This window comes from Pseudomonas sp. M47T1, assembly GCF_000263855.1.
Taxonomy (GTDB): Bacteria; Pseudomonadota; Gammaproteobacteria; order Pseudomonadales; family Pseudomonadaceae; genus Aquipseudomonas.
This window is the reverse complement of record NZ_AJWX01000026.1, coordinates 23053-49412: the sequence shown is the minus strand read 5'-3', so window position 1 is coordinate 49412 and position 26360 is coordinate 23053. Positions and strand designations below refer to the sequence as shown.

The window sequence follows — 26360 nt, the reverse complement described above, 5'->3', positions numbered from 1 at the left end:
AAAAGCCTCCCTTTTAGCCGGATGACGATGAGTGAAAAAACCGGATAACCCGAGAGTGGCATCAATGCCGGGGTTTATCAAATTTGTCCTTCGCCGCTTGAATCGTCAGGGCTTGCGACGTGGGCGCGAGACCACCGATTCGATGTTCTTGCGGCCAATCAGCATCGGCTGCGGGGCTTCGACGGCCAGCCACTTGTACATCACCAGGCAGTCCACCAGGCCCAGGCGGGCGTGCCGGTAGGCCTTGGGCAGGCGCCCCACGGTGTCGAAGCCAAGCTTGGTCCACAGCGCCACAGCCACCTCGTTGGTGGCCACTACCGAGTTGAACTGCATGGCCTGGAAGCCGCTGTCCCGTGCCAATTGCTGCGAGTGTTCGCACATCAGCCGCGCCACGCCACGGCCGCGGGCGGCCTCGGTCACCATGTAGCCACAGTTGCACACGTGGCTGCCGGGGCCGGCGGCGTTGGCCTTCAGGTAATAACTGCCCAGCAGCACGCCGTCTTCCTCGGCCACCAGCGTGTGCAGGGGCAGGCCCATCCACAACTGGCGAGCCTGCTCAGTCGTGACGGCCGGGTCATAGGCATAGGTTTCGCGGGCGGCAACCACGGCCTGGAAGGTGGGCCAGAACGCTTCGAAGTCAGCGTCGGTCATGGGGCGGAAGTGGATCATGGCAGTCCTTGGGCAAAAGCGATGAGGCAGTGTACCAGCCCGCTTCGCGGCCGCCGACCACATAGCGGGCGATCAGCGAACAGTTAATGTTATTAATGGTTAATAATGTTAATCGGTTGTTCATACTCCGTGGGTGTCGAGCGTGCTCGACCGTGTTCCGACAAAAACAATAAACGGAGTCAGATCCCCCATGGCAAAGCCTTTCATGCCGCGCAGGCCGCAGTGCGTCTGCACCCTGGCCGTCACCTTCAGTGTGGGCTGCCTTGCACCCGGCGGGTGGGTGCACGCCGAGGGTTTGCTCGACGATGCCACCGCTACCCTCAATACCCGCAACGCGTTTTACCAGGGTAATTTCAAGAACAGCGATGCCAGCCAGAACAAGCGCCAGGAGTGGGCCGAAGGCTTCATCCTGCAAGGCAGTTCGGGCTTTACCCCAGGCGTTGTCGGCGTGGCCGTGGAGGTCGTCGGCAAGTGGGGCGTGCGCCTGGACAGCGGCCCGGGTACCGCCGGTTCCGGGTTGTTGCCCAAGACGGCCAGTGGCGCACCCGCCGAATACGGGCGGCTGGGCGGGGCGGTCAAGTTCAAGGGTTTCCATACGCTGGTGAAGGTGGGCGAACAGATGCCCAGCACACCGGTGGTACGCACCAATGACGCACGGCTGTTGCCGCAGACCTACGTGGGCACCACGGCGGTGTCAGACCCGGTTAAGTGGGCCACCTTGTATGGCGGGCACCTGGACACCTTCAGCAACCGGGACTCCACCCATCAGGAAAAGCTGCACATGCACGGCAGCAGCATCGACGGCGATTATTTCGAATACCTGGGCAGCGAGTTCCACCTGGTGGACGGGCGCCTGCAACTGGCTTACTGGCACGCCGAATTGAAGGACATCTACGCCCAGGACCTGTACCGCTTCACCTACGACCAGCCCATGGGCAATGGTATGCTGCGCCTGGACTGGGGTTGGTACGTGAGCACCGAACAGGGGGCGGCCAAGGCCGGCCACCTTGACAACCGTGCCGGTTACACCGGGCTCAGTTGGCGGCAGTCGGGGCACACGTTCCTGCTGGGCTACCAGCGGTTGTTCGGCAAGGACGATTTTGTCGGGCTGCAGGACAGCCCCACGGTGATGACCAACCACGTCAACAACCTCTTCGGCTATGCCCACGAGCGTTCCTGGCAGGTGCGCTACGACTACGATTTTGCCGCCAGCGGCGTGCCCGGCCTGGTGGCCAGTGCCAAGTACATCCATGGTTGGGATGTGCAGCGCAGCAACGCCCTGAACGGTCACGAATGGGAGCGTGACTTCAACATGCGCTACGTGGTGCAGTCCGGCCGCTGGCGCGACCTGAGCGTGTCGGTGAGCCTGTACAGCCTGCGCTCAACGTTCCAGAGCAGCCTGGACGAGACGCGGTTGACCGTAGGCTACCCGATCAAGCTGTTCTGATGGCGCAGTGCACGGGGTAGCCGCTGCCGCAGGCTGTGCTGGCCCTGATGGGCGCTGGAGATCTCCAGCGTGGCCAGTGGCCCGCGCCGCCTGGCGGCAGCGGCTGCATCTGAAGGTGCAAACCTTGTGGGCGCTACAGAGCCTAGGGCTCCTGGCAGGCAAACACGTCATCATGGCCCTGATAATGGGCTTCCTGCGGGTAGGCGCACAGCGGCCGCACACGCCCCGGGAACGCGCTGCCACGGGCCATCAGCCGGGCGGGCGGTTGCTGTTTGTCCTGCCAGGTTTCCATCGCGGTCAAAGGGTCGAAATCATCCAGCGCCGGGCCGTCGCCGCAATGGGTCATGCCGGGCACCATGAACAGCCGGGCCCATTGCTCGGTCTGCGGGCGGCCGCCGTTATCGGACGTCAATTGCGCCCAGTAGCGGCGCAGGTCATTGGCGGAGAACACCGGGTCGCTGTTGCCCTGTACCACCAGCAACTTGCCACCGCCCCGGGTGAAGGTGCTGTACTGAGTAGCCACGGCATCGTTGATGGCGCCGGTCTGCGCGGTGGTTTCGACCGCCTGGTCGAAATTGAACTGGCTCATGTCCAGGTGGGGCTGCGCCGGTGTCATGAAATAATACCCCAGGGAACCTGGCGTCAGCGTGGCATTGCGCGCGTTGGCCTTGGCGGTGGCGCTGGTGCCCAGTTTCCACACGCGCCAGCCATCGGAGGCAATGCCGGCGTCCCAGGGCCAGTCGCTGTACAACGCCTGGCCGTGACTGTCATGGGCGCCATTGAACACGGCGTGCAGGGCGTCGACCTTGGCCTGGCTCAGGCAGCCCGAGGCCTGGCCCGCCGCACAGGCCAGCACGGCAGGGTCGAAACGGCAGTGGCTCATGGCGTCGATACTGCCGTCCTTGAGCCCGTCCAGCCCGTCGCAGCGCGCCAGCACGGCCTTGGCAATCAGGTCCTGGTCGGCCTGGGTCAAGGCCTGGGCCAGGATCGGCTGGCCCTCGGCGGTGCGCGGTGCCACGCGGCTGAAGGCCTGGGTGTCCCAGGCCTGTGCCACGGCGGCTCGGCTCAGGCGCAGGCCAGGGTTGCCGGCGATGATGCCGTCGAACTGGGTGGGGTAGCGTTGCGCAGCCATCAGCGCCGAGCGTCCACCGTTGGAGCAGCCCATGAACACGCTGTGCCGGGGCGCCTTGCCGTAATACGCCAGGATCAACGCCTTGGCCTGAGTCGTGACGCTGCCGATGGCGGCGTAGGCATAGTCCAGGCGCGCTTGCTGATCGAGGCCGAAACGCGCGTCGCTGTTGTCCTTGCCGGTGTGCCCGGAATCGGTGACCACCACCGCATAACCGCGGTCCAGCGCGGGCAGGGCGCTGGCACCGCGAAACGGAATGGCGCCCAGCGCCTGGCCCACCACGCCATCCATGCCGCCGCCGCCCTGGAACAGGAACCGGCCGTTCCACGGGCTGGGCAGGCGCAATTCGAAATGGCTGCCGTAGGCCTGGCCGTCAGCGCCGGTACGCGCCCCGATCACGCCTTGCACCAGGCAATGCGCGGGCATGGCCGCCTTGCTCAGGGCGGCGCCGGTCAATGCCGCGCGCCCAGGGTTGGCCTGGGGCAACTGGCCGGCCGCTACCCACTGGTGCAGGCTGAGGCTGACGGCCGGGTCGTTGCTGCTCAGGGCGGTGCAGCGTTGGGCGTCATCGGCCAGCACGGGCAGGCTCGCGCACAGGCTGAGCAACGCCAGTGTCGAAACGGGAGCGAGCGATCGCTTCACGGGAAATTCCTTTTGTTGTTGTCGTAGGGTCAGCAATATGGTTAATACTATTAACTAGTTTGCTGGTCAACCTGCTTTCCTGCAACAACATCAAAGGATGATCCCATGCGCCGTTACCCTCTGTTGCTCGCCGTAAGCCTTTTGCTGCCTGTTGCCCTGGCGCGCGCCGCCGACCCTGCGCCCGCACTGGAACCTGTGTATGAAGCGGTGATCGACATCGCCCCCCGCGAAACCCTGGGCAAAGGGCCCTTGGGCGAGCGCTTCCGGGTACCCATCACCGGCGGTGAATTCCACGGCGCAGGCTTGAAGGGCAAGGTACTGGGGGGCGGGGCAGATCGGCAGTTATTGCGCGCCGATGGCGTCAAGCAGCTGGATGCCGTGTACGAGATGCAGACTGACGACGGCGCCGTGCTGACCGTGCGCAACCAGGTGCTGGTGCATGGGACGGGCAGTGATCGCTACGCGTTTTCCACTCTCAATATCCAGGCGCCGCAGGGGCCGTACGCCTGGTTGAACCAGGCGGTGTACGTGGGCAGCCTCACCAGCCTCAAGCCTCAGAGGGAGGCGGTGTTGGTCAAGGTCTACCGGGTGCGCTGAACCCCGCCTGAGGGGGGGGCAGTCGCGCAGGTAGCGGCCAACGGCGGCGCCCGGGCATCACTTCACACCAGCACCAGCGCCGCCAACAACGCGGGCGGCATCACCAGCGCGCCTACGCGCAGGAACCCCGGCGCACTGATATGCCCGCCTTCGCGGCGTACCGCAATCAGCCACAACAAGGTCGCCAGGGAACCGGTGACCGACAGGTTGGGCCCCAGGTCAACGCCGATCAGCAGCGCGGCAGTGGTCTGGGTGGGCAGTGCGGCGATGTGGTTCATGGAACCTGCAATCAGGCCTGCGGGCAAGTTATTGATCAGGTTGCTGGCCACGCCAATCACCACGCCGCCCAGCCAACCGGCCTGGGTCGGTGACTGGCGGGCAAGGGTAGCCAGCTCTTGCGCCAGCCAGGTGGTCAGCCCGGTCAGCGTCAAGCCTTCCACCAGCACGAACAAACCCGCCACCAGCGGCAACACGCCCCACGCCACATGGCGCAGTACCGGCCAAGGGCTGGTGCGTTCCAGCCACTGCACGCCCAACAGCGTGGCCATGCCCGCGCAGAAGGTGGGCAGGCCCAATTGCCAACCCAGTGCCGATGCCGTCAGCAACAGCACGGCGGTGAGGCCAATGCCCCAGGCGCACAACCGTGCGCTGCGGTTCAGCGGTTGCAAGTTGAAGTGCTGGGTCAGCGGTGTGCGCAAGTGCTGCCGTTGGGTGAAACGCAGCACCCCGTAGGTCAGTACGATGGCGGCCAGCGAGGGCAGGCCGAAGTGCTTGAGCCATTCCAGGAGCGGTGGCATATGACTGCCGAACACCACCAGGTTGGCCGGGTTGGAAATGGGCAACACGAAGCTGGCGGCATTGGCGATGAAAGCGCACACGAACAGATACGGCAACGGCTCGGCGTCGGCCGCCCTGGCCGCAGCGTACACCGCAGGCGTCAGGACCACGGCCGTGGCGTCGTTGGAGAGCAGCACCGTCACCAGCGTGCCTACCCCGAACACAAGGTCGAACAAGCGCGGCGCCGATCCCTTGGCGTGGCCGGCGGCAACCATGGCCAGCCAGTCGAACAAGCCCTTCTGCCGGGCCAGTTCGGCCAGCACCATCATGCCGATCAGAAACAGGTAAACGTCAGTGCCCTTGGCCACCGCCGCCCACGCGGCCGGCCAGGGCACCAGCCCGGTCACGCCCAGCAGCAGGGCAGCGCCGGCGGCCCAGGCGTATTCAGGCAGGCGCCAGGGCCTGAACAGAATGCCCAGGGTGGCGAGCAATGCGACACCCCAGGTGATCCAGTGAGGGAAGGGCAGCGCCATTCAGGGCTGCAGCCGCGCGGTGTACTCGGCCACGCGCTTGCCCAGCAACTTGGCGGTTTCCAGGTCACCGCTGCGGGGCGCCTCGTCCGGGGAGGCGTCGGACGGGGATACCGCCAGGGCACCGGCGAAGCCGGCAGTCCAGTTGATGTCATCCGGGCCGTGAGCTTTGGTATTGGCGGGCATCAGGCCGGTGCCGATCCACACCTGGCCGTGCTGCTGGGACAGGGTCCAGAAGTAGGTGATGGTGGAGAATTTGTCGCCATTCACCGATGCCGAGTTGGTGAAGCCTGCGGCTACCTTGTTTTTCCATGCCTGGGTAAACCAGGGTTTGGACGAGGTGTCGGCAAACTTCTTGAACTGCCAGGCAGGGCCGCCCATGTAGGTGGGGCTGCCGTAGATGATCGCGTCCGCGGCGCTGATGGCCTCCCAGGCCGCTTCGCTGAGGTCGCCGTTGGCGTCGATCTGATACAGCGTGGCCTGCGTTCCCGGTGCCGAGGCCGCGCCGGCGTGCACGGCTTCGGCTTGTTTGGCGGTGTGGCCGTAGCCGCTGAAGTAGACAATGGCGATAGAGGTCATGGGGCTGCTCCACAGTGGTCAAGAGAACAAGACACTATAGGCCACGCAAAAAATCTCGCCCGTAGCGGCAACTGGCTTGTATGAGGTTGATACGTGGCTGCCGAAGGCTGCTAAAAGGTCCGCAGGAACTTCGGCGTCACCGGCTGCGCAGCGTGACTGGCACACTGGGTTGCAAGACGCAGTTTGCCACAGGTGGGTGGTGACCCCGATTAAAGGTATCGGGCCAGTTGCGGCAGGTATTCGTCGCAGCGCACCGGCACTTTCAGCGTGAGCAGGTCGTCACCACGGGTCTTGCCCAGGTTGATGGCCAGCACCGGCTTGCCGCGTTCGGCCACCGTGCGGCACAGTCGGAACGCCGAGTAGGCCATCAGCGACGAGCCCACCACCAACAGGCCGGATGCTTCGGTGGCCAAGGCCATGGCCCGTTCGGCGGTGGGCGGTGCCACGTTTTCGCCAAAGAACACCACGTCCGGCTTCAGCCGGTCACCGTGGCAGTGGGGGCAGGGCGGCACCTTGAACCGCGCTTCGAAACGCGGGTCCAGCAAGGTGTCGCCATCCGGTGCCTGGGTGGCATCGACGCCAGCCAGGTAGGGGTTCTGGGTTTCCATCACCGCTTGCACGTCATCGCGCGACAGGCGTTGGCCACAGTCCAGGCACAGCACCCGGTGCAGGTTGCCGTGCAGTTCCACCACATCGTGGCTGCCAGCCTGCTGATGCAGATTGTCGACGTTTTGGGTGATCAGGCCGCTGATCAGCCCGCGCGCCTGCAGGTCGGTCAATGCCTGATGCGCCACGTTGGCCCGGGCCTGGCGCACCTTTGGCCAGCCGAGCATGGCCCGCGCCCAGTAGCGCTGGCGCAGGGCCGCGCCACTGAGGAACTCCTGGTACATCATGGGCGCGCGGCCGCGGCGCACGCCGTTGCTGTCGCGGTAGTCGGGGATGCCCGACGGTGTGCTGATGCCGGCGCCGGTCAGCACCACGAACGGCGCTTGGCTCATCAGCGCACACAGGCGCTCGAAATCACTCATGGGCAGGCTCCGAAAAACTCAGCATAGCGCTTACCCGGCACGGTAGCGCAAGGCGTCCACCAAGGCGGCCAGGGCCGGTGGTGTCTCGGCGCAGGCAATGCCCAGGCCATCCACCGACTCGCCAAAACGGATGCCGGCGTCGAAACCCTGGTTGACGATGTCGGTGAAGCACTCGTCCACGTTGATTCCACGCGGACGTCCGGGTATTGCGCGAGGAAGGCCGGCAGTGCCGGGCCCAGGATGGGCACGGCGGCGCTGGCGTGGGTGCATCATCGTGCGCAGGTTCATGGGCTGACGGTGGTGCCGATTCCCGGCACCGGGCGCGGCTGGAGGACAACCTGGCGGCGTTGGCGGTGAGGCTGGATGACACGGCATTGGCCAGCCTGGACGCGCTGGCCGCTGATGTGCAAGGCCAGCGCCTGGTGTGACACTGGCTTGCAAGGTTAATGGTGGGAGCGGGCTCTGCCCGCGAACAGAACACCGCGATTCATCAGCCATTGTGCGGTGCAGCCTTCGCGGGCAGAGCCCGCTCCCACAAAAGCCTCGGATCAGCGGCGGGGCTTCTTGACTGTGGGCCGGAACAGCAGGCTCACCAGGAACACCACCGTCTTGAAATCCAGCAATTTCAACGCCGCACGGGCTTCTTCCGGGCGCACCTTGGCGATCATCGGCATGGCGCCGAAGATCTTGCCCTTGAGCACCAGTTCATTGCCGCTGCGCTCAATGGTGCTCACGGCCATCAGTTCACTGTTGTCGCTGCCAAAAATCTTCATCATCCATTCCTCGTCACGCGTTCGAAATCCATCCCCAGGTCATCAAATATCTTGATGGCCGTGCCGCGCCCGGCACCAAACACACCGCCACCGGGGTGCATGAACGGCCCCACCAGGTACAGGTTGTCCAGCCCCGGCACGCTCAGGCGGCCCAGGTCGGGCGTGGGGCGGTGGGCGAAGTTCTGGTAGAAGTAAGGCGCCACGCCATGCACGTCGCCCTTGACCATGGAATTGGGCGAACTGCGCTCCAGGTCCAGCGGCGAGCACAGGGTGCGGGCGATGATGTTGTCGGGCGTCAGGTTCTTCACGAACGTGCGGTAGGCCTGCAGGCTCAGGTCGCCGAATTCTTCCTTGTACTCATCCCAGCGCGCCGCGCCGCCTTCGGCCAGGGTGTAGGGTGCGAAGGTCATGCCATGGAACATGCCCTTGCCGGCCGGCACGCAGGTGGGGTCTTTGATGCTCTCGTCGCCACCGGCCACCAGCCTGCGTTTGGACACACGGCCACGGCGCAGTTCGTCGAAGTCGTCGAGCATGTCGCTCAGGCGGTCGCAGCTCATCATGGTCAGCATGGTGGCCCGGCCCACGTCGGGCCCGGCGTGGAATTGGGCCTTGTTGCGCAAGTCGTAGTGGCTGACAAACAGGCTGAAGGGCGCCAGGCTGGCGCGTTCGGCTCGCTGCACCACGCCTGGGTCCAGGCCTTCCACGAAGCGGCTGATGACATGGGGGGGCAGGGCGCCGATCACTGCGTCGCGGGCCAGGATGCGCTCGCCGTCGCTCAACTCCACACCGGCGGCGCGGCCGTCGCTGACCATCACCTTGCGCACCTCGCTGTTGCAGCGAATCTCGCCACCGTAGTGCTCGACGCAGCGTGCCAGGGATTCGGACAGCTTGCCGCTGCCGCCCACCGGCTGCGACACGCCGTGGCTGTGCATGATGCCGACAAAGGCATACACGCCCATGCCGGTGCCATGGCGCCCATGGGCAGCGGCGGCGAGTAGAAGCCGGAGAGGAACATGGGCAACAGGCCCATGGCCTTCAGCGCCAGGCGCCGGTAGGTCTCGGCGTCGCGCGGCGACACGCTGGCGATGGACTCGCAGGCCTTGTCCAGGTCGCGGTAGGTGATCAGCGCGCTGCCGTCTTCGAAGACCGTGGCGTGGGGGATGTCGGAGTAGTTGTATTTGAGGCCGAAATGCTTGAACAGGCCCAGTTCGTCCTGGGTGATCATGGGGTTGCCCTGGATCATGATGTGCACGCTTGAGTGCTCGTCATGCCAGAAACCGGGCGTGTTAAGCTGGCGCGTCGTCACGCCACCGCCCACGTAGTCCTTGCGCTCCAGCACCAGGACTTTCTTGCCGGCCTTGGCCAGGTAGGCCGCGGCCACCAGGCCATTGTGCCCGCCGCCGATGGCGACGACATCGTAGTGATTCATGGGGATCGCACTTTTATGTGGGTGGGTTACCTGAATGTGCGTACCCCAGGCCCATAACAAGGAACTTCGTGTGAACGACGATGCACAACGCCAGGCCCTGGACCAATTGCGCGCTCGGGTGCAACACAACGGCAACGACCCCCAGGGGCCGATTCGCGAAACCCTGGCGCGCCTGGGCGACCGCTGGAGTCCGTTGCTGTTGCTGATACTGCGGCACGGCATGCTGCGTTTCACCGAGCTGCAGCGCGAGGTCAACGCCATGGCCGACAGCGAACTGTCACAGCGCATCCTCACGTTGAAACTGCGGGCGTTCGAGCGTGACGGCATGGTGCAGCGCACGGTGATACCGACCATACCGCCGCAGGTGGAGTACCGGTTGACGGCGTTGGGGATTGAGTTGGTGGCGCGGCTTTAGGGGCTGGTGGTGTGGCTGGAGCAGCAGGCGCCCGACATCCAGGCAGCTAGAGCTGCCTATGATGCCGCAGGTTGATTGCCTGAAGGTTTCATCCTGGCTGGTGGTGATACTGTTGAAGGTCTGAATCAAGCGACCAGATGAACACTTCCGTCATCGGCGTGCGGGCCACGCATCGTTCGAAATCCTTGATGATGCACAGGTCGCCAAAGCTGGTTCCTTCGCCAGTCTTGGTGGCGGACTTAAAACACGGGTGTCAATAATGCAAATGGCCGTCATTGCCTTGCAGTTCCTTGCATTTCCAGTCATCGTCAGCTTCGGTTTGGCAGCCCAGTTTGATGATGGTGCTGCCCAGAAAACCGAAGCTGGAGACCTGGCCGCGCAGCACTTCTTCCGAGTCATCGACGCGATGTTTCAATACTGACAGTTTTTGCCCTTGTGCCAGCCAGCTGAGAAAGCGGAAGGCACTCCAGTGCATTACTTTTACCAGCGGCATTGGCGCCGATCATCAACGTCAAGGGGGCCAGGGGTAACGTCTGGTTTTTATAGCTCTTGAAGTTTTCTATGTGGATGCTTTTTATCATGCGAGCTCCGATGCCTCACTCTGCTTTTCGCGGTTTGGCATGCCGTTCCCCTCTGGCCGTGGTGCTGAACTGAAATCAGTGGCCTTTCTACCATACAAATGCACTGAGGCAGCCCGGGCGCTGCCTGCGACAACGGCTACGCTTGTCTCTGGACTCCCGCGCGTCGAGGCGCCGTCATGAAACAGCCATCTGCCGACCACCCCATTAGCGTCAGCCCGCTTGCCGGCGGGCTGCTGGTGCAATTCCACGGCGTCACCATCGCCCGCACTCAGCGCGCCTTGGCGCTCAAGGAAGCGCATTACCCTGAGGTGTATTACATACCGCATACGGATATCATCCCGGCCCATTTCCGCCGCACGGCCCATTCCAGCTACTGTCCGTACAAAGGCCAGGCCAGCTATTTCAGCTTGGTAGCGGGCGAGCAGGTCAGTGAAAACGCGGTGTGGAGCTATGAAAAACCCTACCCGGCAGTGGCCGGTATTGAAGGCCATGTAGCCTTTTACCCTGACCGGGTGACGCTCACCGTAACCCCCGCCTAAAAGCGACAAACCCGCCAACATTTGCCCTCTATACCAGGGGCTTTTGTAGGACGCTTCTGAAATAATGCCCCCCGGTGTTTCCGCGCTTGTTCGGTTTCCATGGTGGGTATTACCCTCCGTTCGCCGCTGCCACTGCAGCGGTCGGGTTTTAGCAGACTCGGTGGAAACTAACGAAACAGCGCCGGTTCACGGCCAGCTGACGCACCCTGTGTGTCTGATGGCCCGCCACTATGGCGGCTTTACGTGGGGCATCCCTGGATGCGCCGGGTTCGTTGGTTTCCTCGGTCTGCTAACCCGCGTACAGCCGCCACCCACCGTCGTTTAGCAGCGGCAGGTGAGGGGCCCTTAGAGGAAACCACAAATGAACGACCTGACACCCGATTCCCCGCAAGACTACCCGCGCACCCACCACAACCCCTTCGGCATCCGCGACGCCGACGACCACCCCCTGTTCTGCATCACCGAAGGCATCCGCGCCGAAGACGCCCTGGCCCACGCCTCGTTGCTGCTCAAGGGCGCCTACGAAACCACCTACGAACTGACCGACATCGGCCTGGGCCATTCCGGCCTGCTGTGGTCGGCACTGCACCTGGTGGAAAGCGCCAAGGCGCTGGTGGACGCCGTAGCCGCCAACCCGCAACCGGCGGCGCACGCGTAACCGCTGCCGCCAGACTGTGCTGGTCCTATGTCCCGCTGAAAATTCCAGCGTTCTGACCGGCCCGCGCAGCCTTTGGCAGCGGCAAGATTGGTGCCTGGCTCGTATATCCCGTTGACATATCCCGCCGCAGCGCTAGAGTGGGATATACACATGACATATCCCTGGAGGTCGCTCATGGACCAAGGTGCTGTTTTCCAAAGTAATCGTAGCCAGGCCATACGTCTGCCCAAGGCGGTTGCGCTGCCCGACGACGTAAAACGAGTTGACGTGGTGGCCGTTGGTCGTGCCCGCATCATCACGCCTGCGGGTGAGTCGTGGGATAGCTGGTTCGATGGTGAAGGCGTCACGGACGATTTTATGGTTGAGCGCGATCAACCTGCTCAACAGGAGCGGGAAAGTTTTTGATGCTCAAATACATGCTCGATACCAATATCTGCATCTTTACCCTGAAAAATCGCCCAGCCCATATGCGCGATACCTTCAAGCGGCACAGCGGCCAAATGTGCATCAGTACAGTGGTGTTGACGGAGTTGATCTACGGTGCGGAGCGATCAGCGAACCCGCAGCGTAATTTGGCGGAAGTAGAAAGCTTTACCGCTCGACTGGAAGTACTCAATTACGATTGCGCCGCCGCTGCCCATTCCGGACAGCTGCGTGCCGAACTGGCCGGTGCGGGCACCCCGATCGGCCCTTACGATCTGTTGATTGCGGGTCATGCCCGGTCGCTGGGACTGATCCTGGTCACCAATAACCGGCGAGAGTTCGATCGCGCTCCTGGGTTGAGGGTCGAGGACTGGGTAGCCGCGACCACGAGCATTGGACCTGCACTTTAGCGACGGTTGCGGCAGCTCCCACAAGGAAGTGCCTGACAGGCCATCACCCCCGCTTCGGCAACTTCCAGCTCGGCCGAATAAAGTGGCACGTATACCCATTCGGTATCCGCTCCAGATAATCCTGATGCTCAGGCTCCGCCTCCCAAAAAGGCCCCGCCGGCTCAATCTCGGTCACCACGCGCCCCGGCCACAAGCCTGAAGCGTTTACATCCGCCTCGGTATCTTCGGCAATATCGCGCTGCTGCTCGTTGAGGTAATAGATCGCCGACCGATAGCTCGGCCCCCGGTCGTTACCCTGACGGTTGGGCGTGGTGGGGTCGTGGATCTGGAAGAAGAATTCCAGGATCTGCCGATAGCTGATGCGCGCCGGGTCAAAGGTAATCTCGATGGCCTCGGCATGGTCGCCGTGGTTACGGTACGTGGCGTTGGGCACGTTGCCGCCGGTGTAGCCGACGCGGGTGGCCAGTACGCCCGGGTAGCGGCGCAGCAGGTCCTGCATGCCCCAGAAGCAGCCGCCGGCGAGGATCGCGGTTTCGGTTTGGGTGTTCATGGTCTGTGCTTCCCCTGTTCAGGTAGGTGATGGTTGTAATGCGGGCGGTCGAGGTGGATTGCAAGCCAGCTCCCACTCAGTCAGACCTTTAGGGAAGGCCGGTGGCGGTTTCGATGATCAGGTTGCGCAGCCACGCCAGGCCCGGGTCATGCTGTTGGTATTTGTTCCACTGCAGGCTGATGGTCATCTGCGGCGCCGCCCACGGCGTGGGCAGGATGCGCAGGGGCAAATAGCGCGCCCAGCGCTCGGCCAGGCGCCGGTGCATGGTGGCGATGCGCTGGGTGCCGATCAGCTAGGGCGGCACGCTGTTGAAGGTGTTGGTGGTGACCTCCATCTTGCGCTCGAAATCGAAGCTGCGCAGGAACCAGTCGTCGACCGTGGGCGCGCGATGCTCGGTGCCGAAGCGTACCAGCACGTGGCCGTTGTGTTTGTAGTCGTCGAAGGACAGCGTCTGTGGCCCGGCGTCGCGGCACACCACGCAAACAAACTCGTCCGTGAACAACGCCGAAGAAGGGTGCTGTTCAAGGATATGGGTATCGGGCAGCAGCAGGAAATCCACATGCCCGCGCTCGATCTCCAGCGCCGCCTCATCGGTGGGCGAAAACAGTTCGATGGCGCACTGCGGGGCAATGTCGTTGAGGCGGCGGCTGACCTCGGGCATCAGCACCATGCCCACGTAATCCGAGGCCATCAGCGTGAACGTGCGGCTGGACAGGTGCGGCTGGAACTGCGCGCGGTTTTCCAGGGTGGCGCGCATCTGGATCAGCAGGTCGCGCACCGGCTGGGCCAGGGTTTCGCCCATGGGCGTGCGCACCATTTTGCGGCCGATCTGCACCAGCAAATCGTCGTCGAAGTAGCTGCGCAGGCGGGCGAGGGCGGCGCTGGTGGCGGGCTGGCTGAGGTGCAGGCGCTCGCCGGCGCGGGTGATGTTCTGTTCAGCCAGCAGGATGTCGAGGACGACCAGCAGGTTGAGGTCCAAACCATGAAAACGCATGGTAGTTGCTCCGTTTTTCTTATAAGAGGACAAGGCCGCCGGGCGGCTGTTCAGCGCCGGTGACAAGCTCAACCGCGCGGCCGTGTATTTCATGACTGCCGAGCGCATGCAGGCCCACGGCTATGCACCGCGCAAGGCGCTGTACGCCAAGTTCCTGAAGACCTTCACCGAGGGCGCGCGCCTGTCGGGCGAGCCTCTTCAACGCATGGAAATCCCCTACGCCGGTGCCCACCTGGCCGGTGTCTTCACCCCGGCCGAAGGCGTGCAAGGCGCGGCGCCCTGCCTGGTGATCATCAACGGCCTGGACAGCACCAAAGAGATGGTTTACCGCGCCGGGCTGTTCCCGCAACTGCTGGCCAAGCGCGGTATTTCCAGCCTGTTCCTCGACCAGCCCGGCACCGGCGAGGCCCTGCGCCTGCACGGCATGACGGCGGTTGCCAATACCGAAGCCTGGGCAAGCAAGGTGATGGACTACCTGCAGACGCGGCCCGAGATCGACCCTGCGCGCATCGGCTTGCTGGGCGTGTCTCTGGGCGGCTATTACTGCCCGCGCGCGGTAGCGTTCGAGCCCCGTTTTGCCTTGGGCGTGGTGTGGGGCGCCAACCATGACTGGGGCGAGATGCAGAAGCGTCGCCTGGCCCGTGAAGGCGAGCGGCCGGTGCCCCATTACTGGGAGCACGTGCGTTGGGTGTGGGGCGCCAGTGACATGGACGAGTTCATGGCCATTGCCCAACAGGTGCACCTCAATGGCGTGATGGCGCGCATCAAGGTGCCATTCCTGGTGACCCATGGCGAAGCTGACCGGCAGATCCCGCTGGAGTACGCGCACCAGTCCTTCGACCAACTGACCGCCAGCCCCGACCGCGCGCTGAAAATCTTCACCCCCCGCGAGGGCGGCATCCACCACAGCAGCCTGGACAACACCGCCAACGCCGGCGCCTGGATCGCCGACTGGGTAGCCCAACGCCTGGGCGGCCGCGTGGCCTGAACCGGCCACACGGAGCTGGCGAAGACTGCGACAAGGTCCGCAGGACCTTCGGCGTTACCCTGTCGAACGCGGGCCCGCTGTGCGGGCCTTCGCAGCCTTGCGGCAGCTGCGGTACAGCGGCGCACGCTGCGTCAGTGGGCGGGCACGCCGTGCTGCCATTGGTCCCAGTGGCTGACGATGTCTTGCACCAGTGGGTTGCCCGTGCGGTACAGGTTGTCCAGCGCCGGCACGAACCCACCCTGGTCGGCGTATTTGAGCAGGTTGTCCACCTCGCTGTAGCCGGGGTACGGGCGGTCGAAGTCGGAGCCGGCGCGCAGCACCGCCAGGCGCTTGATGTCCACGCGTCCCAGGCGGCTGGCGCGCAGCAGGGCTTCGTAGGTGGAGTTGTCTTCCTGTTGCGTGGTGCAGTAGGTGCCCTTGTTGTCGGTGAGCAGTTTGGTCCAGGTTTGCGCCCGCTCGCTCAGGCGGGTGCCCGAATACCAGGTGTTGCCCGCCAGCGTGTCGCAACGGGTCACCACCGGCGGCTGGTTGGCCGGCGCATAGGGATAATGCTGGCGCCAGGCGGCCGATTCCTTGCTTTCGCTCAGGGCCACTTTCTGTGACAAGGCGTAGGCCTTGGCCTGCAACGCCGGGTTCAGCTCGAACACCTCGGTCTTGTAGTCCAGCGGCGGTTTCTCGTTGGGGCCCTTGGTGTTGATGCCCAGGTATCCGGTGGGCCAATCCTTGGGCGCGTCACGAGAATCCAACTCCCACTGGGTGCCGAATTCCACCAGGTAGTGCGCCCAGGCCGCAGTACCCAGGGTACCTTCATGAGGGTTGATGCCGGCGATGCCCGCCACCACGAAGTAGGTTTTGCGCAGGTCCAGTTGGCTGGACAGGCTCAACGCCAGGGTGGACGCGGCGGCGTTGGTCTGGCCCATGCCCGTGGTCATCAGGCAGACCTGGTGGGTGTTGCACAGCACATCCGGGTAGTCGGCAGACAGGCCCGGCACCGCCACTTTTTGCGTCAGTTGCAGACGTTCGATCCAGTGCTGCGCCTCGGGGCCGAACAGGGTGATCAGCATCACCTTGGGTTGCAGCGGCGCTGCCCAGGCGCCACTGCTCATGGCCGCCCCCAGGGCGAAGGTCAGGCCGGCGAGGGGGCGAAGAAGGTTACGCATGAAAGGTCCTTTTTCTCGTTATCAATCAGGGTAGGGGGAAGGTGCAACGAGCCTCATCATGCCGTCAGCCAGTGTGCTCGGCCAGGTAGTCGAGCAGTACGCGGTTAAAGGTGGCGCTGTCGCTGACGCTGGAGGCATGGCCGCCATAGTCCAGCAGGCACAGCCGGCCGTTGGGCAGCGCCTGGGCCAGGTGCTGCGAGCGCTGCCAGGGCACCAGCATGTCGTCGCGGTTGGCGATCAACAGCGTGGGCGTGTGGACCTGCCCCAGGTGCGCTTCCACGTTGAACGCCTGCAAGGCGGCGATGCGCTTGAGCAGGTTGGCGGGTGTGGGGAAGTGCGCCAGCGCATGGGCATCGTCCTCGGCCAGTTGCGCGCTGTTGGCGGCGATCCAGTCGGCGGGGTAGAGGAACAGCGCCTGGGCCTGCACGTAGGCGGCCGGGCCGCTGTCGTTGAGCAGGTGTTTGCGCACCGCAAAACAGCGCGCACTGTGGGGGTTGGGGCTGCTCCAGGCGTTGACCAGCACCTGGCTGAGCAACAGTGCGGGCCGTTGCAGGGCCAGTTCCAGGCCCACCAGCCCGCCCAGGGCATGGCCGATGAAGTGGCACCGGTTGACTTCAAGGCTGTCGAGCAAGGCCAGCAGTTCGGCCGCCATGGTGGCAATGCTGTAGCCCTCGGCCAAGGTCGCCGGGCTACGGCCGCTGCCGCTGTGGTCGTAGACCAGCACCCGGTAACGTTCACCGAGCAGCGGCAGTTGCGGGCCCCAGAAGCGTGCCGAGCCACCCAGCCCTGAACTCAGTACCAGGGTCGGCGCCTGCGGGTCGGTGTTGCCGTGCCATTCGTGGTACATGGGGACGTCCTCAGCCAACGTGGGCAATGCTGGCGATTTCAATCAGCGCGTCGGGCTTCACCAGGCCGCACTGGATGCAGTAGCGCGCCGGTTTTTCGCCGGCAAAATACTCGGCGTATACCGCGTTGATGGCCGCGTAGTCGGCCCAGTCGCGCAGCATGATCATGTTGAAGGTCACGTCGTCGAGGCTGCCGCCGGCGGTCTCCACCACGCCCTTGATGGTCTCCAGCACGTGGCGGGTCTGGGCGGCGGCGTCGCCCACGTGTACCACGTTGTTGTCTTTGTCGAAGGGCAGCGTGCCGGACACGTAGAGAATGCCGTCGGCCAACGAGCCGGGCACGAAGGGAGCGATGGGCACGCCGCTGCCGGCGGGGATGATGGCTTTCTTGCTCATGGTTGATCCTCAGGCCGTCACGAAGGTGGTGCAGAAATCTTCGACCGTGGACACCCAGCCGAAAAATGTCTCGATGTTGAACAGCGCCGCCTGCTGAGCAAACGCAGGGCCAGCCTGGTGGGTGGCGTCTGCCAGGACCACGCCGAAGTATTCAAGAAAGAAGCCGTCGCGCAGCGAGGACTCCACGCACACGTTGGTGGCAATGCCGGTGAACACCAGGTTGCGGATGCCGCGGCTGCGCATCAGGCTGTCGAAGTTGGTGTTGAAGAAGCCGCTGTAGCGGGTCTTGGGCACCAGGATATCCCCGGGCTGTGGTTTGAGTTCGTCCACCAGCTGGTAGTCCCAGCCGCCCTTGGCCAGCAGCGTGCCGTGCAGTTCCGGGCGCTGGCGCATGGTTTTCAGCGCGTTGGACTTGTGCCAGTTGGGCGAGCCCGGGCCGCCGGCCTCCACGTAGTCGGCGTCCCAGCCGTTCTGGAAAAATACCACGGGCATGCCGGCCGCGCGGGCGGTCACCAAGGCTTTCTGAATATTGGCGATCACCGGCCCGGTGCTGCTCACGTCAAAGCCGGCCAGGTCCAGGTAGCCACCGATGCTTGCGTAGGCGTTTTGCATGTCCACCACCACCAGCGCCGTTTCACTGGCCTTCAGGCTCAGGGCTTCGGGGCGCGCGGGCAGGGTGCGCGCAGGGGCGGTGTCGGCGGGCAGGGCATAGCCGCTGAGCGGCGCAGGGGCATTCATCAGGCAGATTCCTTCAGCAGGTTGATGTGTTGGCGGCTGCTCATCAGTGGCTGGATCTTTTCACCGAAGTCTTCCACGCCCTGGACGAAGTCATCGAAGGTCAGCATCACGCCTTGGGTGCCCGGCACGCTGGCCACTTCGTCGAGCATGCGTGCCACGCTGGCCCACGAGCCCACCAGGGTGCCCATGTTGATGTTTACCGCCGAGGTGGGGTCGGCCATCTGCCGCATGTTGGAACCAGGGCTCTTGTCGGCGGCGCCTTTTTCCGCCAGCCAGGCAATGGCTTCCTCGTCGGCGCCGGCCTTGTACAGTTCCCAGCGTTCGCGGGCGGCTTCATCAGTGTCGGCGGCGATGATCATGAACAGCACGCAGGAGGTCACGTCGCGGCCAGTGACGGCATTGGCCTGGATCAGCCGTTCAGCCGTGGGGGCGAACGCGGTAGGAGTGTTCACGCCCTTGCCGAAGCAGAAGTTGTAGTCGGCGTACTGGGAGGAGAACGCCATGCCGGCGTCGCTTTGCCCGGCGCAGATCACCTTCATGTCGGCCTGGGGTTTGGGGCTGACGCGGCAGTCGTCCATCTGGAAGTAACTGCCCTTGAAATCGCTGCTGCCGGTGGCCCACAGTTCGCGCAGCACCTGGGCGTATTCACCCAGGTAGTCGTAGCGGGTGTGGAAGAACTCGTCGCCGGGCCACAGGCCCATTTGCTCGTATTCGGGCTTCTGCCAGCCGGTGACCAGGTTCACGCCGAAACGGCCGCCGGAGATGGAGTCGATGGTGCTGGCCATGCGCGCGACAATGGCGGGCGGCAGGGTCAGGGTGGCGGCGGTGGCGAACAGTTGGATACGGCTGGTAACTGCGGCCAGGCCCGCCATCAGCGTGAAGGATTCCAGGTTGTGTTCCCAGAACTCGGTCTTGCCGCCAAAACCGCGCAATTTGATCATCGACAGGGCGAAATCGAAGCCGTAGTGCTCGGCCTTCTGCACGATGGTCTTGTTCAGTTCGAAAGTGGGCTTGTACTGCGGCGCGGTGGTGGAGATGAGCCAGCCGTTGTTGCCGATGGGAATGAAGATGCCTACGTCCATGGTGTGAGCCTCTATGCACAGGAGGGCGGGTAGCCCGAAACGGTCCAGAGCAGCGTTCACCAAGGTTTTTGCATGAAGCGGGCCAGCTTTGTTTTTTGTGTTTAAACAATGGCTTGTATTTTAATGCGGACCAAATGGTCTGGAACGGAGCACCCGGTTTGTGCACGCTGCACGCTCGTGGGGCGCAAGGCCGGGATTGCCTTGCGGCGTTTGCGCGGTAAAGTGCAGGGGTCTTTCGGTTGGTATCAGGTCGTTCACGTGAAGCAAGAGCCCCCCGTTACGCCTTCGCCCAGCAAGCCTGCGCGCACACCCAGCGCCTCCACGCTCAAGCGCCGCCATCGGTTGGTGGAAAGCAAGCGCACGGTCATTCTCGACGCCGCCTTGCAGCTGTTCTCGCGCTTTGGCGTGCACGGCACCAGCCTGGACCAGGTGGCGAACATGGCCGATGTCTCCAAGACCAACCTGCTGTATTACTTCAGCAGCAAGGACGAGCTGTACCTCAGCGTGCTGCGCCAGTTGCTGGAGGTGTGGTTGCGGCCGCTGCGCGGCTTCAGCGTCGAGCAGGACCCGTTGCAGGCCATTGCCGACTACATTCGCATCAAACTGGAATTGTCCCGCGATCATCCGGCGCAGTCGCGGCTGTTCTGCCTGGAGATCGTTCAGGGTGCGCCATTGCTGTTGGGCGAACTGCAGGCGCCGTTGCGTGAACTGGTAGACAGCAAGGTGCAGGTTATCCAGGCCTGGATCGACGCCGGACGCCTGGCGCCGGTGGAGCCGCATCACCTGATTTTCTCGCTGTGGGCCACCACCCAGCATTACGCCGACTTCGCCAGCCAGATCAACGCCGTGACCGGCAAGACCCTGGCCGACCCGGCGTTCTTCCAGCAAGTGCTGGAAAACGTGCGCAGCCTGATCCTGAACGGCCTGCGGCCCAGGTAACCCGCAGGCTGCGCAAGGCTATGGATTAGTCCAGATCCGCCGCGTCGTGGCGCTCGGGCACTTGGCTGGCTTCGTCGCCCCAGGTGCGGTTCACGCGCTGGCCGCGGATGACGGCCGGGCGGTCGGCGACGACTTGGGCCCAGCGTTGTACGTGAGGGTATTGGTCCACGGCGAGGAATTGGGCGGCGCCGTACAGGTCGCCGCGCACCAGTTTGCCGTACCACGACCACACGGCGATGTCGGCGATGGTGTAGGCGTCACCGGCCAGGTAGGCGCTTTCGGCCAGGCGGCGGTCCAGTACGTCCAGTTGGCGCTTGGCTTCCATGGTGAAGCGGTTGATGGGGTATTCATATTTTTCCGGGGCGTAGGCGTAGAAGTGCCCGAAGCCACCGCCCAGGTAAGGCGCGGCACCCATTTGCCAGAACAGCCAGTTCAGCGTTTCGGTACGGCCAGCGGGATCGGTGGGCAGGAATTCGCCGAATTTTTCCGCCAGGTACAGCAGGATCGAACCGGACTCGAACACGCGAATGGGCGGGGTTGCACTGTGGTCCAGCAAGGCCGGGATTTTCGAGTTGGGGTTAATCTCGACAAAGCCGCTGGAAAATTGGTCGCCATCGCCAATGCGGATCAGCCAGGCGTCGTACTCGGCGCCGCTGTGCCCCAGGGCCAGCAGCTCTTCAAGCAAAATGGTGACCTTGATGCCGTTGGGTGTGGCCAGTGAATACAACTGCAAGGGGTGTTTGCCCACCGGCAGGGTCTTGTCATGGGTGGGGCCGGCAATGGGGCGATTGATGCTGGCGAACTGGCCGCCCGACTGGGTGTTCTTCCAGACCTTGGGCGGAACGTATTCTGCTTTGCTCATGAAACAAGCCTCCTGATTGATAGACCTACAATGGCTTCGACCTTACCAGACCTGGCTAGGTGCCCGCAGCGTCATGGGCCCGGACAAAATCGATGAACGCCTTGAGCGCCGCCGGCAGATGACGGCGCCCCGGATAATACAGGAAGGGGCCGCTAAAGCTTTGCCACCAGGGCTCCAGCACCGGCTCCAGGGCGCCACTGTCCAGTAACGGCCGCAGCCAGTCTTCGAACAGGTGCACCACGCCCAGGCCTTGCACGGCGGCATCCACTGCCAGGTCCACGGCGCCGCCGATGCGCACTTTCAATGGGCCGCTGGGGTCCACGCGCACCGTTTCACCGTCGCGCTCGAACTCCCAGGCTGGCATCCAGCCGCTGCTGAACTGGCCGCGCATGCACGCATGTTCCAGCAGGTCGCGCGGGTGCTCGGGGCGGCCATGGGCATTCAGGTAAGCCGGCGAGGCAGCGGTGGCGAAACGCTGCTGGCGCGGTCCGATGGGCACGGCAATCATGTCCTGTTCCAGGCGCTCGTCGTAGCGGATACCCGCGTCGCAACCGGCCGCCAGCACATCGACGAAGCTTTCGTCCACGATCACTTCCACGCGAATGTCAGGATAGGCCTTGAGAAAGGGGGTGATGAGGGCCGGCAGCACCAGCCGCGCAGCACTGAGCGGCACGTTGAGCTTGAGGGTGCCGCTGGGGCGCTCGCGGAAGCCGTTCACCACGTCCAGTGCCGCTTCCACCTCGGCCAGGGCCGGCACCAGGCGCTCCAGCAGGCGCGCCCCTGCCTCGGTGGGGGCCACGCTGCGGGTGGTGCGGTTGAGCAGGCGCACGCCCAGGCGCGCCTCGGCGCGGCGCACGGCGTCGCTCAGGCTGGAGGCAGACTTGCCGCTGGCACGCGCGCCTTCGCGAAAGCCGCCGGCTTGCACCACGGCGTGAAAGGCAAACAGGTCTTGCAGGTGATGGTTCATTGTGCGGATTTCCGTACGGGCCGTGCCGATTTCACTGTATTAACACACAGTGGGTCAAGGCCTATAGTCAATCACCGATTACCGCACTTCAGGAGCGCCGTCATGACTGCAACACAGCCAACCACCTCGATCACGCTGGGCGAGCGCCTGGTCAAGCGCATGGGCTACGGCGCCATGCAGCTGGCGGGCCCCGGGGTGTTCGGCCCGCCCAAGGACCACGACGGCGCGCTGGCCGTACTGCGCGCAGCCATTGCCGCTGGCGTGAACCACATCGACACCAGCGACTTCTACGGCCCCTTTGTCACCAACCATTTGATCCGCGAAGCCCTGGCGCCTTACCCGCAGGACTTGGTGATTGTCACCAAGGTTGGCGCCCGCCGCGGTGACGATGCGTCCTGGCTGCGCGCCGACAGCCCCGAGGAGCTGACGGACGCGGTGCACAGCAATCTTCGCAACCTGGGCGTGGACGTGCTGGACGTGGTGAACATGCGCGCCTGGGGCAACATGCATTCGCCGGATGAGTCGTCAATCGAGGCGCCGTTTTCCACGCTGGCCAAATTGCAGCAGCAGGGGCTGATTCGCCACTTGGGTGTCAGCAATGTGTCGGCAGCCCAGGTGGCCGAGGCGCAGGGCATTGCGCCGGTGGTGTGCGTGCAGAACCATTACAACTTGGTGCACCGGGCGGACGATGCCTTGATTGATCAGTTGGCGGGGCAGGGCATTGCCTACGTGCCGTTCTTTCCGCTGGGTGGCTTCTCGCCGGTGCAGTCGCAAACCTTGAACGACGTGGCCAGTGAGCTGGCGGCCACGCCCATGCAGGTGGCGTTGGCGTGGTTGCTGCAGCGGGCGCCGAACATCCTGCTGATTCCGGGGACTTCTTCGGTGGCGCATTTGCAGCAGAACCTGGCCGCGCAGGATGTGGTGCTTTCCCCGGAGCAGGTCAGCCGCCTCAATAGCCTCTGATAGTTCGCACGCTTGTAGCCCACTCTTGGCGGTGCCCTTAAACTGCGCGAAGCAGTGTTACCAAATGCTCCGAATCGGAGCATTTGGTCCGCCTTAAATGTTGTCCCTTCTCCCAACCTGCTGAATCCAAACCGCTAACCTTTCCTTGGCACGCAACATGCTCGCGCCGCTTGCGCTCGATAATCTTACACATTTGCGCTGCATGCTGGCCCACCGGCACCGCCGGCCCATTTCCGAGGAAAGGCTTACCCATGAATGATGATGCTTTGCTGGCCCAGGCCAAGCTTGCCGCAGAACGTAGCTGGTCGCCGTATTCCAGCTTTCCGGTAGGGGCGGCGCTGTTGGGTGAGTACGATGAACTGGTGCTGGGCACCAACGTCGAAAATGTCTCCTATGGGCTGACCAACTGCGCCGAGCGCAGTGCCCTGTTTGCCGCCATCAGCCAGGGCCTGGCACCACGCCGGTTCAAGGCCATGGCCATTTACGCGCCCAAGGTGGCGCTGATCAGCCCCTGTGGTGCCTGCCGCCAGGTGCTGGTGGAATTGATGGCGCCCCACGCGCGCATTATCTGCCAGGGCAGCGACCCCCAGGCCACGCGGGTGTGGACCCTTGCGCAACTGCTGCCAGGCGCCTTCGAGTCGTTTTGACCCACCACCCCACGCGTGCCCGGAGTCAACTGCATGATCAGTCTTGTCGGAATGGCGGTGCTGTTAACGATCGCCTTGGTACTTTCGTCCCAGCGCCGTGCGATCAACGGGCGGACGGTGCTCGGCGCCTTCGCCATCCAGGTGTCCATCGGTGCCTTCGCCTTGTACGTGCCCTGGGGCCAGGCGGTGCTGGGTGACCTGGCCAGCGGCGTATCGGCGTTGCAGGTATACGCCAACAAAGGCATTGAGTTTCTCTACGGTGGCCTGAGTTCACCACACATGTTCGAAGTGTTCGGCAGTGGTGGTTTTGTGTTCGCCATTCGTGTGCTGCCGATGATCGTGTTCTTCGGCAGCTTGATCGCCGTGCTGTACCACGTGGGCATCATGGGCTGGATCATCCGCCTGGTGGGCGGCGCCTTGCGTGTGTTGCTGCGCACCAGCCGCGTGGAGTCCATGGTGGTGACTTCGGCGGTGTTCATTGGCCAGTCGGAGGTGCCCCTGGTGGTGCGCCCGTTCCTGGCACGGCTGACCCGTTCGGAACTGTTCGCCATTATGGTCGGCGGTTTTGCCGCGGTGGCCGGGTCGGTATTGCTGGGCTATGCCGGCCTGGGCGTGGAGCTCAAGTATCTGATCGCCGCGTGCTTCATGGCGGCGCCCGGGGCATTGCTGATGGCCAAGCTGATGGAACCCGAGACCGAGCAGGCCCATGACCACCAGGCCCTGGAGGCCCTGCATGCCAAGGAGAACCGCGCGGCCAATATCGTCGATGCGGCCGCCGAGGGCGCTCAGGTGGGGTTGCGCCTGGCCCTGGCGGTAGGGGCGATGCTGCTGGCGTTCGTGGCGTTGATCGCCATGCTCAATGGCGTGCTGGGCTGGGCGGGCGCGCTGCTGGGGTACCCGCAGCTGACCTTGCAACTGATACTGGGTTACCTGCTGTCGCCCATCGCGTTTGTGCTGGGGGTGCCGTGGAACGAGGCAGTGTTGGCCGGCGGGTTTATTGGCGAGAAAATGATCCTCAATGAATTTGTCGCCTACGCCGACCTGTCCAACCACCTCACGGCCAGCAAGGCGGCCGAGGCCGGGGTGCCGTTGCTGTCGGTGCACACCCAGGTAATCGTCACCTTTGCCCTGTGCGGGTTTGCCAACCTGTCGTCCATCGCCATCCAGCTGGCGGGGCTGAGCAGCATCGCGCCCGAGCGGCGCAAGGAGCTGGCACAACTGGGTTTGCGGGCAATGATCGCAGGCACCTTGTCGAATTTGATGAGCGCTGCCATCGTGGGCTTCTTTATTTCCCTGTAACGATGCCATTAAGGAGCCAAGGATGTGGTTGCCTCAGGAAGTGATCCGGCGCAAGCGCGACGGTGAGAGGTTGAGTGGGCAGGACATAGGCCGGTTCGTCGCCGGTATTGCCGATGGCAGTATCAGTGATGCCCAGGTGGCCGCCTTTGCCATGGCGGTGCTGCTCAAGGGCATGGCGCTGGAAGAACGGGTGGCGTTGACCTGCGCCATGCGCGATTCGGGCCAGGTGTTGCGCTGGGATTTGCCGGGGCCGGTGGTGGACAAGCATTCCACCGGCGGCGTGGGCGACCTCACCAGCCTGGTGCTGGCGCCGCTGCTGGCCGCGTGTGGTTGTTACCTGCCGATGATTTCCGGGCGCGGCCTGGGGCATACCGGCGGCACCCTGGACAAGTTGGAGAGTATTCCCGGTTATCAGGTGGAGCCTGGCATCGAGCGCCTGCGCGTGGTGGTGGCCGAGGTGGGCTGTGCCATTGTCGGCGCCGGTGGCGGGCTGGCGCCGGCGGACAAGCGCCTGTACGCCATCCGCGACGTGACCGCGACGGTGGAATCGGTGGATTTGATAACCGCCTCCATCCTGGCCAAGAAGCTGGCAGCCGGGCCGGATGTGCTGGTGATGGACGTCAAGACCGGTAACGGTGCCTTCATGGCGCAGCCGGGCCAGGCCCGGGAGCTGGCTGACAGCATCGTTGCGGTGGCCCAAGGCGCGGGTGTGCGTACGCAGGCGTTGGTCACCGACATGAGCCAGCCGCTGGCACGCAGTGCCGGCAACGCGCTGGAGGTGCTGGAGGCTATTGAATTGCTGGGTGGCCAGGTGCGTAGCCAGCGGCTGTGGGACACCACGCTGGCATTGGCCGGCGCAGTGCTGGAATTGACCGGGGCCAGTGTCGACGAAGCGCGCTCGCGGCTGTTGTCGGCGTGGCACAACGGCACGGCGTTGCAGCGCTTTCAGGCGATGGTGACCGCGCTGGGTGGGCCGCCCGGGCTGGCGGCCGAACCGCTTCGCTGGTTGCCCCAGGCGCCGGTTCAGCGCCCGGTATGGCCTGCCCAGGGTGGAACCGTCACGGCTATCGACACCCGCGCGGTGGGCCTGGCCGTGGTGGCGTTGGGCGGCGGGCGCTGCCGACCGGGCGATGCCCTGGACCTGAGCGTGGGGTTCAGCAGGCTGGTGTTCGTGGGCGAAGCGGTGGGTGCCGAGCGGCCGTTGGGCTGGGTGCATGCGGCCAGTGACAGCGCCGCCGACGAGGCCGCCCACGCGCTGCGCGCCGCTTATCGGGTGTAGCCGCAGCCGGACGGCAGTGGCTAAA

Annotated in this window: 32 protein-coding genes and 2 pseudogenes; 14 read left to right on the top strand and 20 right to left on the bottom strand. The window is 64.2% G+C overall.

Going from position 1 to position 26360, the window contains the following annotated elements:
• Positions 1 to 105: 105 nt before the first annotated feature.
• Positions 106 to 669 (bottom strand): GNAT family N-acetyltransferase, encoded by a 564-nt coding sequence (locus PMM47T1_RS22600; RefSeq protein ID WP_008373412.1) that lies wholly within the window; start codon positions 667 to 669, stop codon positions 106 to 108.
• A gap of 190 nt (positions 670 to 859) precedes the next feature.
• On the opposite strand from PMM47T1_RS22600, the gene PMM47T1_RS22595 reads away from it, so the two are divergent.
• Positions 860 to 2116, top strand: a complete 1257-nt coding sequence (locus PMM47T1_RS22595; RefSeq protein ID WP_008373410.1) for an OprD family outer membrane porin — start codon at positions 860 to 862, stop codon at positions 2114 to 2116.
• Between the two features lie 142 nt (positions 2117 to 2258).
• Here PMM47T1_RS22595 and PMM47T1_RS22590 read toward each other — a convergent pair whose 3' ends face one another.
• On the bottom strand, positions 2259 to 3887 hold the full coding sequence (locus tag PMM47T1_RS22590; protein WP_157213069.1) for a tannase/feruloyl esterase family alpha/beta hydrolase: 1629 nt from the start codon (positions 3885 to 3887) through the stop codon (positions 2259 to 2261).
• Positions 3888 to 3992: 105 nt separating this feature from the next.
• Here PMM47T1_RS22590 and PMM47T1_RS22585 point away from each other — a divergent pair, with 105 nt between their 5' ends.
• Positions 3993 to 4484 carry a DUF3237 domain-containing protein gene (locus tag PMM47T1_RS22585; RefSeq protein ID WP_008373408.1) on the top strand — a complete coding sequence of 164 codons (492 nt, stop codon included), beginning with the start codon at positions 3993 to 3995 and terminating at the stop codon, positions 4482 to 4484.
• A 62-nt stretch (positions 4485 to 4546) separates the two neighbouring features.
• Here PMM47T1_RS22585 and PMM47T1_RS22580 read toward each other — a convergent pair whose 3' ends face one another.
• From PMM47T1_RS22580 to PMM47T1_RS29940, 4 genes are all read right to left on the bottom strand, one after another.
• Positions 4547 to 5794 (bottom strand): SLC13 family permease, encoded by a 1248-nt coding sequence (locus PMM47T1_RS22580; protein WP_008373407.1) that lies wholly within the window; start codon positions 5792 to 5794, stop codon positions 4547 to 4549.
• The gene (locus tag PMM47T1_RS22575; RefSeq protein ID WP_008373406.1) at positions 5795 to 6370 is read right to left on the bottom strand and encodes a flavodoxin family protein; all 576 of its coding nucleotides are present in this window, start codon (positions 6368 to 6370) and stop codon (positions 5795 to 5797) included.
• 209 nt (positions 6371 to 6579) lie between these two features.
• Positions 6580 to 7398 carry an NAD-dependent protein deacetylase gene (locus tag PMM47T1_RS22570; RefSeq protein WP_008373405.1) on the bottom strand — a complete coding sequence of 273 codons (819 nt, stop codon included), beginning with the start codon at positions 7396 to 7398 and terminating at the stop codon, positions 6580 to 6582.
• A gap of 30 nt (positions 7399 to 7428) precedes the next feature.
• Positions 7429 to 7578, bottom strand: a complete 150-nt coding sequence (locus tag PMM47T1_RS29940) for a hypothetical protein (RefSeq protein ID WP_008373404.1) — start codon at positions 7576 to 7578, stop codon at positions 7429 to 7431.
• 80 nt (positions 7579 to 7658) lie between these two features.
• Between PMM47T1_RS29940 and PMM47T1_RS30145 the strand changes: the two genes are divergently transcribed.
• Positions 7659 to 7826 carry a hypothetical protein gene (locus PMM47T1_RS30145; RefSeq protein ID WP_177323400.1) on the top strand — a complete coding sequence of 56 codons (168 nt, stop codon included), beginning with the start codon at positions 7659 to 7661 and terminating at the stop codon, positions 7824 to 7826.
• Positions 7827 to 7946: 120 nt separating this feature from the next.
• Here the strand turns inward: PMM47T1_RS30145 and PMM47T1_RS30140 are convergent, their stop codons facing one another.
• A complete protein-coding gene (locus tag PMM47T1_RS30140) occupies positions 7947 to 8174 on the bottom strand; it encodes a hypothetical protein (RefSeq protein WP_202947838.1) in 228 nt (75 codons plus the stop codon).
• Between the two features lie 808 nt (positions 8175 to 8982).
• Entirely contained in the window at positions 8983 to 9600 is a 618-nt protein-coding gene (locus tag PMM47T1_RS30215; RefSeq protein WP_202947837.1) for a phytoene desaturase family protein, read from the bottom strand.
• Positions 9601 to 9670: 70 nt separating this feature from the next.
• Between PMM47T1_RS30215 and PMM47T1_RS22555 the strand changes: the two genes are divergently transcribed.
• Entirely contained in the window at positions 9671 to 10015 is a 345-nt protein-coding gene (locus tag PMM47T1_RS22555; RefSeq protein WP_008373400.1) for a winged helix-turn-helix transcriptional regulator, read from the top strand.
• A gap of 253 nt (positions 10016 to 10268) precedes the next feature.
• Here PMM47T1_RS22555 and PMM47T1_RS29565 read toward each other — a convergent pair whose 3' ends face one another.
• Together PMM47T1_RS29565 and PMM47T1_RS30450 are read right to left on the bottom strand one after the other, a co-directional pair.
• A complete protein-coding gene (locus tag PMM47T1_RS29565) occupies positions 10269 to 10508 on the bottom strand; it encodes a hypothetical protein (RefSeq protein WP_008373398.1) in 240 nt (79 codons plus the stop codon).
• 19 nt (positions 10509 to 10527) lie between these two features.
• Positions 10528 to 10596: pseudogene (locus PMM47T1_RS30450) on the bottom strand (AAA family ATPase); the annotation flags it as partial.
• A 176-nt stretch (positions 10597 to 10772) separates the two neighbouring features.
• Between PMM47T1_RS30450 and PMM47T1_RS22545 the strand changes: the two are divergent.
• The 4 genes from PMM47T1_RS22545 (at position 10773) to vapC (ending at position 12626) form a co-directional block, all read left to right on the top strand.
• Positions 10773 to 11135 carry a DUF427 domain-containing protein gene (locus PMM47T1_RS22545; protein ID WP_008373394.1) on the top strand — a complete coding sequence of 121 codons (363 nt, stop codon included), beginning with the start codon at positions 10773 to 10775 and terminating at the stop codon, positions 11133 to 11135.
• Between the two features lie 361 nt (positions 11136 to 11496).
• Complete coding sequence (locus PMM47T1_RS22540) at positions 11497 to 11793, top strand: DUF3077 domain-containing protein (protein ID WP_008373392.1); 297 nt, start codon at positions 11497 to 11499, stop codon at positions 11791 to 11793.
• Positions 11794 to 11967: 174 nt separating this feature from the next.
• The gene (vapB, locus tag PMM47T1_RS22535) at positions 11968 to 12198 is read left to right on the top strand and encodes a type II toxin-antitoxin system VapB family antitoxin (protein WP_008373390.1); all 231 of its coding nucleotides are present in this window, start codon (positions 11968 to 11970) and stop codon (positions 12196 to 12198) included.
• Positions 12198 to 12626 carry a type II toxin-antitoxin system tRNA(fMet)-specific endonuclease VapC gene (gene vapC, locus PMM47T1_RS22530; protein WP_008373387.1) on the top strand — a complete coding sequence of 143 codons (429 nt, stop codon included), beginning with the start codon at positions 12198 to 12200 and terminating at the stop codon, positions 12624 to 12626. The genes vapB and vapC overlap by 1 nt, the downstream gene beginning before the upstream one ends.
• A 43-nt stretch (positions 12627 to 12669) precedes the next feature.
• On the opposite strand, the gene msrA is transcribed toward vapC, so the two are convergent.
• The 3 genes from msrA to PMM47T1_RS22520 form a co-directional block, all read right to left on the bottom strand.
• The gene (gene msrA / locus PMM47T1_RS22525) at positions 12670 to 13176 is read right to left on the bottom strand and encodes a peptide-methionine (S)-S-oxide reductase MsrA (RefSeq protein ID WP_008373385.1); all 507 of its coding nucleotides are present in this window, start codon (positions 13174 to 13176) and stop codon (positions 12670 to 12672) included.
• An 88-nt stretch (positions 13177 to 13264) separates the two neighbouring features.
• Entirely contained in the window at positions 13265 to 13441 is a 177-nt protein-coding gene (locus PMM47T1_RS30445) for a hypothetical protein (RefSeq protein WP_238536648.1), read from the bottom strand.
• 27 nt (positions 13442 to 13468) lie between these two features.
• Positions 13469 to 14170, bottom strand: a complete 702-nt coding sequence (locus tag PMM47T1_RS22520; protein WP_238536647.1) for a LysR family transcriptional regulator — start codon at positions 14168 to 14170, stop codon at positions 13469 to 13471.
• Between the two features lie 25 nt (positions 14171 to 14195).
• Between PMM47T1_RS22520 and PMM47T1_RS22515 the strand changes: the two are divergent.
• A pseudogene (locus PMM47T1_RS22515) lies at positions 14196 to 15158 on the top strand (alpha/beta hydrolase family protein); the annotation flags it as partial.
• Positions 15159 to 15289: 131 nt separating this feature from the next.
• On the opposite strand, the gene PMM47T1_RS22510 reads toward PMM47T1_RS22515, so the two are convergent.
• From PMM47T1_RS22510 to rutA, 5 genes are all read right to left on the bottom strand, one after another.
• Positions 15290 to 16318 carry a purine-nucleoside phosphorylase gene (locus PMM47T1_RS22510; RefSeq protein WP_008373380.1) on the bottom strand — a complete coding sequence of 343 codons (1029 nt, stop codon included), beginning with the start codon at positions 16316 to 16318 and terminating at the stop codon, positions 15290 to 15292.
• 64 nt (positions 16319 to 16382) lie between these two features.
• Positions 16383 to 17165, bottom strand: coding sequence for a pyrimidine utilization protein D (gene rutD, locus PMM47T1_RS22505; protein WP_008373377.1), 783 nt, complete (start codon positions 17163 to 17165; stop codon positions 16383 to 16385).
• Positions 17166 to 17175: 10 nt separating this feature from the next.
• Complete coding sequence (rutC, locus tag PMM47T1_RS22500) at positions 17176 to 17559, bottom strand: pyrimidine utilization protein C (protein WP_008373375.1); 384 nt, start codon at positions 17557 to 17559, stop codon at positions 17176 to 17178.
• A gap of 9 nt (positions 17560 to 17568) precedes the next feature.
• Positions 17569 to 18297: a pyrimidine utilization protein B gene (rutB, locus tag PMM47T1_RS22495; protein WP_008373373.1), complete on the bottom strand. Its 729-nt coding sequence runs from the start codon at positions 18295 to 18297 to the stop codon at positions 17569 to 17571.
• The gene (gene rutA / locus PMM47T1_RS22490; protein ID WP_008373371.1) at positions 18297 to 19379 is read right to left on the bottom strand and encodes a pyrimidine utilization protein A; all 1083 of its coding nucleotides are present in this window, start codon (positions 19377 to 19379) and stop codon (positions 18297 to 18299) included. Before rutA ends, rutB begins: the two co-directional genes overlap by 1 nt.
• A gap of 258 nt (positions 19380 to 19637) precedes the next feature.
• Between rutA and rutR the strand changes: the two genes are divergently transcribed.
• A complete protein-coding gene (gene rutR / locus PMM47T1_RS22485; protein ID WP_238536646.1) occupies positions 19638 to 20318 on the top strand; it encodes an HTH-type transcriptional regulator RutR in 681 nt (226 codons plus the stop codon).
• A gap of 25 nt (positions 20319 to 20343) precedes the next feature.
• Here rutR and yghU read toward each other — a convergent pair whose 3' ends face one another.
• The gene (gene yghU / locus PMM47T1_RS22480; protein WP_008373366.1) at positions 20344 to 21180 is read right to left on the bottom strand and encodes a glutathione-dependent disulfide-bond oxidoreductase; all 837 of its coding nucleotides are present in this window, start codon (positions 21178 to 21180) and stop codon (positions 20344 to 20346) included.
• 55 nt (positions 21181 to 21235) lie between these two features.
• Positions 21236 to 22147: a LysR family transcriptional regulator gene (locus PMM47T1_RS22475; RefSeq protein ID WP_008373364.1), complete on the bottom strand. Its 912-nt coding sequence runs from the start codon at positions 22145 to 22147 to the stop codon at positions 21236 to 21238.
• A 102-nt stretch (positions 22148 to 22249) separates the two neighbouring features.
• Here PMM47T1_RS22475 and PMM47T1_RS22470 point away from each other — a divergent pair, with 102 nt between their 5' ends.
• The 4 genes from PMM47T1_RS22470 to deoA all read left to right on the top strand — a co-directional run bounded on the left by PMM47T1_RS22470 (position 22250) and on the right by deoA (position 26335).
• Positions 22250 to 23110, top strand: a complete 861-nt coding sequence (locus PMM47T1_RS22470) for an aldo/keto reductase family oxidoreductase (protein ID WP_008373361.1) — start codon at positions 22250 to 22252, stop codon at positions 23108 to 23110.
• Positions 23111 to 23361: 251 nt separating this feature from the next.
• Positions 23362 to 23757, top strand: a complete 396-nt coding sequence (locus tag PMM47T1_RS22465; protein ID WP_008373359.1) for a cytidine deaminase — start codon at positions 23362 to 23364, stop codon at positions 23755 to 23757.
• Positions 23758 to 23790: 33 nt separating this feature from the next.
• Positions 23791 to 25056, top strand: a complete 1266-nt coding sequence (locus PMM47T1_RS22460) for a NupC/NupG family nucleoside CNT transporter (RefSeq protein ID WP_081492698.1) — start codon at positions 23791 to 23793, stop codon at positions 25054 to 25056.
• 22 nt (positions 25057 to 25078) lie between these two features.
• Positions 25079 to 26335: a thymidine phosphorylase gene (deoA, locus tag PMM47T1_RS22455; RefSeq protein WP_008373356.1), complete on the top strand. Its 1257-nt coding sequence runs from the start codon at positions 25079 to 25081 to the stop codon at positions 26333 to 26335.
• The last annotated feature ends 25 nt before the right edge of the window (positions 26336 to 26360 follow it).